Source organism: Calditrichota bacterium (assembly GCA_020637445.1).
GTDB lineage: Bacteria > Electryoneota > RPQS01 > RPQS01 > RPQS01 > JABWCQ01.
In genome coordinates this window covers 1,021,956-1,034,593 of sequence record JACJVZ010000001.1, presented here as the reverse complement: position 1 = coordinate 1,034,593, position 12,638 = coordinate 1,021,956, and the positions used below count along the sequence as shown (strand labels likewise).

General features: G+C 53.9%; 14 protein-coding genes and 1 tRNA gene. All 15 read right to left on the bottom strand.

What is annotated here, in order from left to right; all coding sequences use genetic code 11:
- The 15 genes from fabF to H6507_04215 all read right to left on the bottom strand — a co-directional run bounded on the left by fabF (position 1) and on the right by H6507_04215 (position 12,592).
- Positions 1 to 1,263: a beta-ketoacyl-ACP synthase II gene (gene fabF, locus H6507_04285; protein MCB9368311.1), complete on the bottom strand. Its 1,263-nt coding sequence runs from the start codon at positions 1,261 to 1,263 to the stop codon at positions 1 to 3.
- A 17-nt stretch (positions 1,264 to 1,280) separates the two neighbouring features.
- Positions 1,281 to 1,526, bottom strand: coding sequence for an acyl carrier protein (locus H6507_04280; protein ID MCB9368310.1), 246 nt, complete (start codon positions 1,524 to 1,526; stop codon positions 1,281 to 1,283).
- Positions 1,527 to 1,569: 43 nt separating this feature from the next.
- Positions 1,570 to 2,319, bottom strand: coding sequence for a 3-oxoacyl-[acyl-carrier-protein] reductase (gene fabG, locus H6507_04275; GenBank protein MCB9368309.1), 750 nt, complete (start codon positions 2,317 to 2,319; stop codon positions 1,570 to 1,572).
- Positions 2,316 to 3,197 (bottom strand): ACP S-malonyltransferase, encoded by an 882-nt coding sequence (gene fabD, locus H6507_04270; protein ID MCB9368308.1) that lies wholly within the window; start codon positions 3,195 to 3,197, stop codon positions 2,316 to 2,318. Before fabD ends, fabG begins: the two co-directional genes overlap by 4 nt.
- A 72-nt stretch (positions 3,198 to 3,269) precedes the next feature.
- Positions 3,270 to 4,259 carry a ketoacyl-ACP synthase III gene (locus H6507_04265; protein MCB9368307.1) on the bottom strand — a complete coding sequence of 330 codons (990 nt, stop codon included), beginning with the start codon at positions 4,257 to 4,259 and terminating at the stop codon, positions 3,270 to 3,272.
- The gene (gene plsX / locus H6507_04260) at positions 4,252 to 5,322 is read right to left on the bottom strand and encodes a phosphate acyltransferase PlsX (GenBank protein MCB9368306.1); all 1,071 of its coding nucleotides are present in this window, start codon (positions 5,320 to 5,322) and stop codon (positions 4,252 to 4,254) included. Before plsX ends, H6507_04265 begins: the two co-directional genes overlap by 8 nt.
- A gap of 21 nt (positions 5,323 to 5,343) precedes the next feature.
- On the bottom strand, positions 5,344 to 5,526 hold the full coding sequence (gene rpmF, locus H6507_04255; protein MCB9368305.1) for a 50S ribosomal protein L32: 183 nt from the start codon (positions 5,524 to 5,526) through the stop codon (positions 5,344 to 5,346).
- A gap of 29 nt (positions 5,527 to 5,555) precedes the next feature.
- Positions 5,556 to 6,014 carry a DUF177 domain-containing protein gene (locus tag H6507_04250; protein ID MCB9368304.1) on the bottom strand — a complete coding sequence of 153 codons (459 nt, stop codon included), beginning with the start codon at positions 6,012 to 6,014 and terminating at the stop codon, positions 5,556 to 5,558.
- A 133-nt stretch (positions 6,015 to 6,147) separates the two neighbouring features.
- Positions 6,148 to 6,726 (bottom strand): bifunctional nuclease family protein, encoded by a 579-nt coding sequence (locus tag H6507_04245; GenBank protein ID MCB9368303.1) that lies wholly within the window; start codon positions 6,724 to 6,726, stop codon positions 6,148 to 6,150.
- 20 nt (positions 6,727 to 6,746) lie between these two features.
- Positions 6,747 to 8,300, bottom strand: a complete 1,554-nt coding sequence (locus tag H6507_04240; protein ID MCB9368302.1) for an acyl--CoA ligase — start codon at positions 8,298 to 8,300, stop codon at positions 6,747 to 6,749.
- Positions 8,297 to 9,844 (bottom strand): YifB family Mg chelatase-like AAA ATPase, encoded by a 1,548-nt coding sequence (locus H6507_04235; protein MCB9368301.1) that lies wholly within the window; start codon positions 9,842 to 9,844, stop codon positions 8,297 to 8,299. The genes H6507_04240 and H6507_04235 overlap by 4 nt, the downstream gene beginning before the upstream one ends.
- Positions 9,845 to 9,847: 3 nt before the next feature.
- A complete protein-coding gene (locus H6507_04230; GenBank protein ID MCB9368300.1) occupies positions 9,848 to 10,966 on the bottom strand; it encodes a hypothetical protein in 1,119 nt (372 codons plus the stop codon).
- Positions 10,884 to 12,107, bottom strand: coding sequence for a pyridoxal phosphate-dependent aminotransferase family protein (locus H6507_04225; protein ID MCB9368299.1), 1,224 nt, complete (start codon positions 12,105 to 12,107; stop codon positions 10,884 to 10,886). Before H6507_04225 ends, H6507_04230 begins: the two co-directional genes overlap by 83 nt.
- Before the next feature lie 71 nt (positions 12,108 to 12,178).
- The gene (locus H6507_04220; protein MCB9368298.1) at positions 12,179 to 12,505 is read right to left on the bottom strand and encodes a hypothetical protein; all 327 of its coding nucleotides are present in this window, start codon (positions 12,503 to 12,505) and stop codon (positions 12,179 to 12,181) included.
- A 15-nt stretch (positions 12,506 to 12,520) separates the two neighbouring features.
- Positions 12,521 to 12,592 (bottom strand) — tRNA-Arg (locus H6507_04215).
- Positions 12,593 to 12,638: the final 46 nt, after the last annotated feature.

Sequence of the window (12,638 nt, the reverse complement as noted above, 5' to 3'; positions counted from 1 at the left end):
CTATCCTTCTTTACGAAACTCCGGTTTGGCTACAATCAGACTTGAGTTGTGGCCGCCGAATCCAAAAGCATTGGACATGGCGACTGTGACGTCGCGTTTGACGGCGACATTGGGGGTTACGAACAGATCGCATTCGGGATCCTGATTCTCGACGTTGATAGTCGGGGGAACCAAGTTGTTTTTCGTCGCGAGAATCGTGGCAATGGCCTCGATTGCTCCTGCGGCTCCGAGCGTGTGCCCCGTCATGGATTTCGTAGATGACACAGCAAGTTTTTCGGCGGCGGGACCAAAGACCCTGCGAATGGCTTTGATCTCCGCAGAATCTCCCACATCCGTGGACGTGCCGTGCGCGTTGATGTAGGCGATCGTTTCGAGTGAAACACCCGCATCTTTCAGTGCAGACTCCATGGCCCGGCGTGCTCCATCGCCATCGACATGCGGAGCCGTGATGTGGTAGGCATCGCCGCTGGCGCCGGCTCCCAATATCTCGGCGTGAATAGTCGCGCCGCGTTTTTGAGCCGACTCGAGAGATTCGAGCACCAATACGCCCGCACCTTCACCGATGACAAAACCGTCGCGGTCACTGTCAAAGGGACGGCTGGCTTTTTCGGGCGCATCGTTGCGAGTCGAAAGAGCTTTCATGGAATTGAAGCCACCGACTCCGAGGTGCGTGACGGCGGCTTCGGTTCCGCCCGCAAGAATAACTTCGGCCTCACCCGCTTGAATCAACCGGGTGGCGACGTGAATGGAATGTCCCGCAGTGGAACATGCAGACACGACCGCGAAGTTGGGACCGCCTAAGCCGAAGCTGATTGACACCTGACCCGATACGATATCCGAAATCATCATCGGCACGAAGAACGGGCTAATCCGCTTGGGACCTTTGTCGAAATAGACTTTGGCCTGTTCTTCGAATAGGTCAATCCCGCCGATACCCGAGCCAATGATCACTCCCGTGCGATCTTTGGGGACGGGTGGATTATCACCAGACAGTCCGGCATCGACCAACGCTTGATGCGCGGCCGAAATGCCGAACTGTGTGAATCTTCTGTATCTTCGCGCTTCTTTGGGATCCATTAGATCACCGATGTCGAAGTCCTTGACTTCGCATGCGAACTTCGTGGTGAATTCGGCGGGGTCAAACAGAGTGATCGGACCCGCGCCGGATTTTCCCGACGTAATGGATTGCCAGAAGCTGGAAACATCGTTGCCAACCGGAGAAATTATTCCCATTCCGGTAACGACAACTCTCTGTCTCGACATAATTACTTGCCTGTTATTTAGGCGCTTTGTTCAGTTTTGCTCTTGAGATAGCTCAGCGCATCGCCCACGGACTTCATCGTTTCCGCATCCTGATCGGGAATCTCAAGCCCGAATTCTTCTTCAAACGCCATGACCAGCTCGACGAGATCGAGCGAATCCGCTCCGAGATCCTCGACGAAACTTGCGCCGTCCACGACGCTGGCGAGATCCACTTGCAGGCGATCCGCGATAATCTTTTTGACTTTGTTTTCCAAGTCGGACATATTCAAGGCCTCCGGTTGAAAATAACGAACTGGTTTGTTTGGTTTACATGTGCATACCGCCGTCAACGACCAGCACCTGTCCAGTGATGTAGTCTGACGCGGTTGCGGCTAAGAATGCGCACACTTGCGCAATATCTTCGGGCTTGCCGAGATACTTCAAGGGGATCGCCGTCATGTAGGCTTCCTTGGTTTCATCGGTAAGCGTGTGAGTCATTTCGGTTTCGATAAATCCCGGCGCGACCGCGTTGGCGCGAATGCCGCGCCCCGCAAGTTCTTTGGCGACGGATTTGGTCAGACCGATCATGCCGGCTTTGCTGGCGGAGTAGTTGACTTGACCTGCATTGCCCATGACACCAACGACGGAGGCGATGTTGATGATCTTGCCGTAGCGGGCTTTCATCATCGGTTTGATCGCGGCTTGGGTGCAGACGAAAGATCCCGTCAGATTGACGTTGATGACGCGCTCCCAATCCGTGCCGGACATTCGCATCAGCAAGCCGTCACGTGTGATGCCCGCATTGTTGATCAGAATCGTAAGGCCGCCGAGTTCTTCGGAGACTTTTTGCACGAAAGCGACTGCGCCGTCGCGGTCGGTGACGTCTAAGACTTGCTGGACAACGCGGATGCCGTACTCGCCTGTGAATTCCTTCGCAGTTTTTTCGAGATCTTCGGCGAGCACGTCAGTTAACGCGAGATCTGCGCCTTCAGATGCGAGTTTGGCGGCGATGGATTTGCCGATTCCGCGAGCTGATCCTGTGACCCATGCGACTTTTCCGGAAAGGGGTTTGCTCATACGGAGGCTCCTTGCAAAACGGTTTCAAGCTCAGCGGCAGTACCCACGGTTTGCGCTGACGCGCCGTTAATCGTTCGCTTCAGGAGTCCCGCGAGCACGTTGCCGGGACCAAGTTCAAACCAGCGATTGGGTGACATGCTGTTCAGAGTTTCGAGGCACTCCGTCCAGCGCACCGGCGAAAGTAACTGGTCGTAGAGATTTTTGCGAATATTTGCCGCGTCGCCGTGTGGTTTTCCTGTCACGTTTGAGAGCACCGGAACTTTGGGCGACGTGATATCTGCTTTGTCTAATGCAGCTTGAAGTCTTTCCGCGGCAGACGACATCAGGGGCGAATGAAACGCGCCGGAGACGACGAGCTTGCGCACCAATTTCGCTCCTGCCGACTTACACGCGGCCATAGCTGCATCCACTCCGGGGATATCGCCCGAAATTACGAGCTGACCGGGCGAATTGTAATTGGCGGGAACGACGACGCCTTCGGTCGTGTTCTTGCAAATCTCTTCGACTTTGTCAAAATCGAGACCGACAATCGCGGCCATCGTGCCGGGTTTTTCGGTGCCCGCTTCCTGCATGGCGTTGGCACGCACCTTGACTAATTCGAGTCCGGTTTCAAAAGTGAATGCTGCGGCGCAAGCGAGCGCAGAATACTCGCCTAAACTGTGACCCGCCGCGGCTTGCGGAGTGACGCCTTGTTCGGCGAGCAACTCGCCGACGATGACGGAATGCACGTAAAGCGCAGGTTGGGTAACACGTGTCTGGCGCAGATCATCTTCGGGACCTTCGAAACAAAACTGAGCAAGATCAAATCCGAGAATGTCGTTGGCTTGCGTAAAACGCTGTTTGACGAGATCAAACTTGTCAAACAAATCGCGAGCCATGCCAATGGCTTGCGAGCCTTGGCCAGAGCAGAGATAAATTGCGGAGTTGGAAATCAAATCGAAAAGACAGTATTAGAAGCGATGGACCATGCCGCCCCATGTGAAGCCACCGCCGAAGACGACGGAGAGCATAAGCTGTCCGTCTTTAAGTTTGCCTTCTTTACGGGCTTCATACATAGCCAATGGAACAGATGCCGACGACGTGTTGCCGTACTTGTGGATGTTCAGGTAGACTTGCTCCATCGGCAAGCCGAGTCGCTCAGCGGTCGCTTTGATGATGCGCATGTTGGCCTGATGCGGAATCAGCCAGTCAATATCGGAGGGCTGTAGGCCGGCCTTTTCGACGGCTTCAGCGGCTACGCGCTCGAGCATGCGAACGGCATGTTTGAAAACTTCGTTGCCGTTCATGTGAAGAAAGCGGTCGCCGTTGTCATTACCGCCGGTTCTTGAAGCTGTGCCATGACCGACGGAGTACAACAAATCTACGTAGCTCCCGTTGGATCCGATTGCAATGGAGAGCAGACCGCGATCGTCGGTGGCCTCGGTCAAGACTGCCGCGCCCGCGGCATCGCCGAAGAGCACACAGGTCGCACGGTCTTCCCAATTGACCAACGGAGTCAACAACTCACTGCCGAGCACCAGGACTTTCTTCGCGCGTTTTGACGCGATCAGCGTGTCGGCATTGTACATCGAGAACAAAAATCCCGAGCATGTTGCGCTAACGTCCCACGCAGCGGCGTTGTTCGCGCCGATAGCTTCCTGCACCAGGACGGCAGTCGAGGGAAAACGCATGTCGCCGGAAATCGTGCCAAGAATGATCGCGTCAAGTTCGCCTGCGTCCACTTGGGCTTCGGCGAGGGCTTCGCGCGCGGCTTGGATACAAAGATCGGAGGTTTTCTGACCTTTGCTGACAATGCGGCGCTCTTTGATTCCGGTGCGAGTGGTGATCCACTCATCAGACGTGTCAACCATTTGCTCCAAGTCGTGATTGGAGAGAATGTTGTCGGGCACGCCTACACCTAAACCAATAATCCGGGAAATAGGCTTTACGCCTTTACTCATCGTCTGATTCCTCAACTTCAAGCTCGTCGCGCTTTTCGGTGTAGCCTTTGTAACGGGCGACGCCGCGGGCGAGCATGCCCGCATCGTATTCTTCGACTCCCCTGCTCAGTGCGCCGGGTAGATCTCGTTCAACCATGTTTTTGGCTTCGCGAATCGCATTCTTGATCGCCTTGGCGGGTGATCCGCCGTGACAAATGATCGAGACGCCGTTCACACCAAGCAGCGGAACGCCGCCAATTTCGGAATAGTCGTATTCCTTGACCATTTGCAGTAGTTGGGGCGGTGGTTCTACCTTTGTTCCGTTTGAGCGGGTCATCCGGGTCATAAAGGCGTGAAAGAGCGACTCGCTGAGTTTCAGGACGACATTTCCAACAAAACCGTCGCAAATCACTACATCCGCCGTGTCTGTGAAGATGTGCCGGCCTTCGATGTTGCCGATGAAATTCAGTCCGCTTTGCTCGAGCAGATAATGCGTGGCAAGAACCAGTTCATTGCCCTTTGTCTTCTCTTCGCCAATAGAGAGCAACGCGATGCGAGGGGATTTCATGCCGCTTAGAAGTTCCATATATACGGAACCCATGACGGCAAACTGAAGCAAGTTGATCGGTTTGCAGTCCGTATTCGCACCGACATCGAGCAGGATCGTGAACTTGCCTTCACCGTTGGGGAAAAGGCCACCGATAGTGGGACGGCGCACGCCCTTAATCAGACCGAGTTTCAAATAGCTTGCCGCCATTTGAACACCGGTATGACCTGCGGAGACGACAGCTTGAGCGTCGCCGCTCTGATGCAAGTCGATGGCGCGCAAGAGCGAGCTATTCGGCTTGGAGCGCACGACTTTGCCGGGAGAATCCGTCATGTCGATGACTTCAGGAGCGTGATACACAGTGATCCGTCCGTCACCGGACTTGCGCCCGAGCCGTTTCAGTTCCGCTTCAAGAGTCTCCGAGGGGCCGAAGAGAGCGACTTGCACATCGGACATTTCATCCGTGGCAAGACAGGCCGCTTCAACCGGTACGCGGGGAGCGTGGTCGCCCCCCATCGCATCCAAGGCTATGACCATGGACGACAAAAAGAAATCCTGTTAGCTGTTCTTGACTTGAAGAACGAAGCGGCCATTATAGTAGCCACAGGAACCGCAGACGCGGTGCGGTGCGATGACCGCTTTGCAATTAGAGCATGTGGCAAGACCGGGTCCGCTCAGATTGTAGTTTGCGCGACGGCGATCCCGACGCGATTTTCCGGTTCGTCTTTTTGGTACTGGCATGGTTGGTTGAGTAGGTTATATTGAGAAACTTAATTCGTTTGACAGGCACACGGGCCTTCATTGAGGTTTGCACCGCACCGTTCGCAGAGTCCAAGGCAATTTTCGCTGCAAAGATGCCGGCCCGAATAGGCAAGAATCAGAAAATCTCTAAGATCGGAGCTCAAATCGAGCTCGGTCGTTCCGGGTTTGATGTACACGAAGTCTTCGTCGTCGACCATGTCACCCGACGGTGCATGTCCGGCAACAAACCAGAGCGGATTTTCGGATTCTATGCGAACATCACATTCAGACAAACAACGATCACATTCGGCAAACGCAATCGTTGAAACTTTGATGCGCAAGTCAAAATATGGGTCGTGCCTGTCCAGCCGCACAAAAACGTTCACTTTGTGCGCGAACTCTTCGGGATTCAGTTCCAAATCCGCTGCATCGAGTTCCTCATTGATTTCGTGGACACCCTGCGAATAGGACGGGAGATGTAGTTTCACGGTTGGGGAACTGAAGTAATAAAGATAACAAGACTTTGGCTAAATATCAAGCAACGGCGAAGCGTTGCTTGATATCGACCAAAAAGGCCTAAAACTAATGTAAACAGATTCTTAACTAAAGTCGTATGGAGGCTTAGTTCTCGCCTTCCGGTTCGGATTCTCCGGGGTCGTTGGTTCCGGTCAGTTTAGTTTCGAGCGACCGGATATGGTCCCGAATCTTCGCGGCTTCTTCGTAGGCTTCCATCTCGACCGCTTCTTTGAGCTTTTGGTGGAGATAGGCAATCTGCTCAACTACCGAACGATTGACCGGCTCATTGCTCACGGCAGCTCCGTCCATCACTTTTGGAGCGACCTGAATCGGGGCTTTTGCTTTGAGTGCCAAAGCGATTGCATCGGACGGGCGAGCATCGATTCGTCGTATTTCTCCATTGGCAATCTTGAGTTCGACTTCGGCATAGAAGGTGTTATCTTTGAGATCGCAAATCGTTGTAGAGCGAATTTCGATTTCACCTTCCTGCAAGATCGCGGCGAACAAATCGTACGTCATGGGCCGAGCGTATTCGAGCCCCTGCAACAGAAAAGAAATACTCTGCGCTTCCGCGGCACCAATAAAGATGGGCAGCCAGCGTTCGCCTTCTTTTTCCTTCAAAATAACTACGTAGCCCTGATAAGGAGGGCAAACAGAAATTCCAATTACTTCGACCGAAACCATCTTGACTCCGAAACTGCTGACTATTCCTGATCTTCGTTTCCCATTTCGTGGTCTGATTCATCCGGCCTTGCGGGCGGGACGATCTTGCTATCACTCTGGAGAACCACTGGTTTGCCGGAAGTCGGCAGACCGTGGCGAACATACTTTCCCGTTGGCGTGCGCTGTAATGATTCTGCGATCGACAGACGCTGCGGCAGCATGTAACGCGGCGTCGTTTTTGAAAGCTCGCTAATCGAGCTCGCGAAGTCCGTTTTTCCGTTACTCGGAACGATCACCGTCGCGACCTCGGTTTCAACGTCGTCGTTGGGAAGCCCGAAAACCAGACTCTCTTTTATGCCATCGAGAGACACAAGCTGCGCTTCCACCTGTCGGGCTTCGATTGGAAATCCGGCACGATAGAAAACGGACTTTTCACATCCGTCGACAAAAATGAAATCGTTGGCATCCACTCTGCCCCAGTCGTCCGTCGGGTTGCCGAGATTTGCGTGCTCGCTCTTGCCTTGAAAAGTCAATGAAATGACCTTTTGAGGAACGGGGGCATGTCGATAGAAAAGTCTGGAAAGCCCATCCGAAGCGGTGGACTCATTTTCCAAACCTCGCACTTCCGCACCGGCAAGGGGCCTGCCTACTGATTCGGAGGGCCATACACCGGGAATCGGATTAACGGTTAAGAAACCTGCGACCTCAGCAAGACTCCAGCCGTTCCACACGGGGGCGTCCGTTGCTTGTGTGACCGTGACGGCGAACGATTCGCTTAGACTAAAGTCAGTGGTCATCGTCGCGGACACTTTGCCTTTTAGAGCAAGCAGCTTTTCAGCATTCCAAGTTTGCGAGTCCGTAAACTGCGACAACAAGAGGAGTCGCTGTCCTTCCGACAGCCGCGGAGCAATACTGAGCTTTGTCTCGGGATCGTCCAAAACCAATGTACCGCCTGCCGAAAGAACGGCGCACAGTCCCATGCTGAAAACGGAAGGCTGAGCTATGCTTCCCGTGAACCAGAGCTCTGAGCCGGGCTTAAGGCGCAAATTTTTGGCCAAGGCGCCTGCTTGCCATGAAATTGCAGAGCCGGAATGATGCAGTGCTCGCGGAAGGCCGCAAGTTCCGGAAGAATGCAGAAGAAAACTTCCTTCTAAACTCTCTTCAGGAGCCGTCGCGCGGCTGGCATGCATCACGGACTCGCTCTCCCCCACCCATTTCAAGTACGGAAGTCGAGCGCGAAACATCTCTGATTTCATCGATTCACCGCAGAAAAGCCCGTGCACTCTGACCGCATCGAGCAATTTGGCGAGGACGTCGTGGTCCTGACGGGGATCGATCAAGAAGGGCGAGATATTTTCGCAGAGGCAAGCCAGAATCACAGCGAGCGACGAAGCCGACCTTTCACACGCCACCGCAACAATTCGATCTTGGCCAAGTCCGGCCTGATTCAGTGATGCGCGAATGCGGCTGACATCTTCATGCAAAGCGGCAGCACTGATCTTCTTTTGGTCTTGCAACAACAGCGTTCGCTGAGAATCCGCTGTTAGAAGATCGAAGGCCCATTGTGCGGCCGAGAATTTGGCTTGTTCGCTCATCCTACCAACTCGCCAAGTCTGTCTAATGAGCGGTATTGCACGGCTTCCGTAACGTGAGTCAACGTAATCTCATCATGACCTTCGAGATCGGCGATGGTGCGCGCGACTTTGCGAATACGATGGTAGGCTCGCGCGGACAGGCCCATGTTTTCAACGACTTGTCTGAGCAGTTCAAGACTCTGATTATCAAGGGGCGCGAACTGTTCGATTTCCTTGTTGCTCATCTGCGCATTCGCGAAAAGACCTGTGCGATATTTGTCGAACCGCTCGCGCTGTCGACGCCGCGCCAAATCCACGCGTTGTCTAACTTGAGTGGAACTGTCTTTCGGAGCAGGAGCGGAAAGCTCATTCCACGATACACGCGGGACCTCAATGTGCAAATCAATTCTATCCAACAGGGGGCCGGAAATTTTCGAGACATAGCGTCGGATCTGCTCTGCAGTGCATTTGCACTCGCGATCCGGGTCGGTGGCAAACCCACAAGGACAGGGATTCATCGCGGCAACAAGCATGAACTGCGCGGGATATGACAACGTGATCGCCGCGCGCGACAACGTGACGACGCCGTCTTCCAAAGGCTGCCTAAGAACTTCAAGCACGTTCTTGTGAAACTCCGGAAGTTCGTCCAAGAACAACACGCCGTGATGCGCGAGAGAAACTTCACCGGGACGGGGGATCATTCCGCCGCCAATTAGTCCGGCGTCGGATACCGTGTGATGAGGTGAACGATAAGGACGATTCGCGACAATGGCTTGTCCTGCTTGCATCGTGCCCGCGACAGAATGAACGCGCGTCGTTTCGAGAGCCTCTTCCAGACTGAATTCGGGCAAAATTCCCGGCAGGCGTTTGGCGAGCATCGTTTTGCCTGATCCCGGCGGACCGATCATCAAGACATTGTGACCGCCCGCCGCGGCGACTTCAAGAGCGCGCTTCACCGACGACTGGCCGCGAACATCAGAAAAGTCACCAACCAGTTCGCGCGATTCATCAAAGAGCTTTTTGTGATCGACGACATGCCGCTCAATCGGCAGTTGGCCGTTCAGAAAATCCACAGCATCGCGAAGGGTGCTGACGGGATAGACCTCAACTTCGGGAATTAGAGCCGCTTCCTGCGCATTAGCTTCGGGAACGAGCAGACGGCGGACGCCTTCGCGGCGCATCGCACCGGCGACGGGGAGCACTCCGCGAATCGGGCGCGTATGTCCATCGAGCGCAAGTTCACCGATAATCGCGACGTCATCCAAAGCCCCGGGAGCGAGCTGGCCGGACGCGGCAAGAATTCCGAGTGCCATCGGCAAATCAAAACCACTTCCTTCTTTGCGAATGTTTGCCGGTGCAAGATTGATCGTAATCTTGCGCATCGGCATGGCAAATCCGGAGTTTTTGATAGCGGCAGAAATTCGCTCGCGGGCTTCCTTGACCGCATTGTCCGGAAGTCCGACGACTACCGCGCTGCGTTCGCTGGCGTTTTCAAGATGACACTCGGCGCGGACACGGTAGGCATCCACTCCCAACAAGGCTGCTGTTGTGACATCTGAAAACATATGCTAAGTAATTTTCCGGTCGTAGATTCGCCACGTTTTGTAAGCCGTCGAGCCCATCGAACGTGCAGCGCTGTTCATTAATTCGTTGTCTTCAAGCACCCAAGAAAACTCGCCCCAATGGTACCCCGCAGCCGTGCCGATTTCGTAGGCACGCATGTAGAGAACCGTATCGATCCCTTTTTTGCGGTACTCGGGAAGAACACCCATCGCCAACACCCGTGCGCGATGCGTCTTGCGCTTGTTCAGGAGCACGCGAATGATTCCAAAGGGAAAGAGCTTGCCGTTGAGCTTCTTGAAAATCACATTCAAGTCCGGCAAAGCGAGAATGAATCCGACTGTTTTTCCGTCGCTCGTTTCCGCGAACTGAATCAGTCGCGGATCAAGAACCATTTTCAAACTTTCGGCCATGACGTCAATTTCTTCGTCCGTCATGGGAACAAAGCCCCAGTTTTCTTCCCACGCCGAATTGTAGATGACCTTAAACCGCTCGACTTCGCCTTTGAAGTCTTTTGTGTTGAAGAGCCTGAATTTGAAATCCATGCGCTCTTCGAGTTTCTTGCCGATGTTGCGGACACGGTCAGTCAGCTCACCGATGTGCATCTGGTAAGCGAGCAGGTCTTTCGCTTTGACAAACCCTGCCGCTTCATGAAGATCCGCATAGAATGGCGGGTTGTGTGTCATCATCACGGCAGGCGGAGTATCGAAGCCGTCAACGAGTAAACCGCATTCTTCGTTCGTCGAAAAATTCATCGGGCCTCGCATCGTATCGAGGCCCTGAGCTTTTAGAGAAGCCGCGGCGGCATCAAAAAGAGCGTTGGCCACGGACTGATTGTTTTCCGATTCGAAAAAACCGTAAAATCCGACACTATCGTGCCAGAATTCATTGTGCGCGCGATTGGCGATCGCACTGATTCGACCGCGGACTTCACCGTTTTCGTCCACGGCGAGAAAATGCTCGACGTGCGCGTGCTTGTGAAACGGATGTTTAGGTGATAACAGGTTTCGCTGATCGAACAGCAGCGGGGGAACCCAATTCGGATCAGTTGCTTGAATTCTCCAAGGGAACCGCAGAAAACGGGTCAGAGACTTCGGATCCGCGACCGTTTGAATTCGAATCTGAATGAGTTGCCTCCGCTCTAAAAGGAATCAGTTTTGCGATTTTTGCGACCTTGTCCAGCGCGAAATCAAGTTGTTCGTGTGTGTGCGTGGACATGACCGAGAAACGAATCAAACTTTGCCCCGGCTGCACTGCAGGAGGAACGACAGGGTTGATGAAGACACCTTCGTCCTGCATCATTTTGCAGACCTTGAAGGAATCGACGGAGTCGCCCACGACGACAGGAATAATCGGCGTGTTGCTGTGTCCCGTATCCAAACCCAAATTCTGGAGACCGTTGCGCAAGTAGTTCGCGTTACTCCACAGCAAGTCGCGCCGTTCCGGTTCTTCGTCGATGATCTTCAGAGCCGCGATCACCGCGCCGACTGTCGCAGGCGGGGGACTCGCGGAAAATATCATCGCGCGAGCATGATGCTTCAGGAAGTGAATCACATCTTCAGAAGACGCCACAAATCCGCCGATGGCCGCCAAGGACTTTGAGAAAGTCCCGATAATGATGTCCGTTTCATTGGTCAGGCCAAAATGTCCGGCCGTACCGTCTCCGTGGGGTCCATAGACTCCAACGCCGTGCGCGTCATCCAAAATCAGATCGGCATCGTACTTCTTGCAGAGTGCCACGACCGCCGGAAGATCAACCGTGTCGCCTTCCATGGAAAAAACGCCTTCGGTGATGACGATCTTCTCATGATGCTCGTGCACTTTGAGTAGGCGCTCAAGGTCTTCCATGTTGTTGTGCCGAAACTTGGCAACTCGGCCAAAGGACAACCGTGCCGCGTCAATGATGGACGCGTGCGAAAGCGCATCGGCAATCAGCCAAGTGTTGCGGGACACGAGGGTGGCAATTCCGCCGACATTTGCCTGATAGCCCGTCGTAAAAAGCAACACGGAAGGCTTGCGCAGAAAGTCGGCGAGCTTCTCTTCGCATTCTTTGTGAATGCTCAACGTGCCATTAAGGAAACGCGAACCGGCGCAACCCGCACCGAAGTCGTCGACGGCTTTGCGAGCGGCTTCTTTTACCTTGGGATGATTCGTCAACCCAAGATAATTGTTTGAGCCGAGCATCAGAATGTCCCGCCCATCAATTTTGACGACCGCATCCTGATCCGTTTCAATCGCTCGGAAATACGGGTAAATTCCCGCGGCCATTACTTCGCGGGCGGTTTGGAATTGAGCGACTTTCTCGGCGATTCTCAAGGGTTCTCCGAATCGAAACTGAGTTAATACTTGCGGCTAAACATGTCCGAAAGAAACGGGACAAAGAATCCGCGCCCTTTGAAGACATTCATAATTCCCAATGCAGCCAAAACGATGCAGAAGAACAAGACCAAATCCCAAATGAAACGAAACCTCAGGAGCAGCGCCGCAACTTCAACGAAAAAGAGGGCCATGCCGAGCCTGACGTGCGCCTGAACGAATGCTGATTCGTCCCGTTTGAAGAACGGAACAAAGCACACGAAAGGCACATACGCCAAGACAGCAAGGAGCTTTTCGTCCTCGCTGATTTCGTACGGTTCCTTGTCGTGCGGGTGGGAATCTTCTGTCATATGAAAAAAGGCTTGCACCCCCGACGGGACTCGAACCCATGCTCCCGGCTCCGGAGGCCGGTGCTCTATCCACTGAGCTACGGGGGTTAGCTACCGACGGTCTTGCGATTCGGGGTACTTTAACCCATTAATA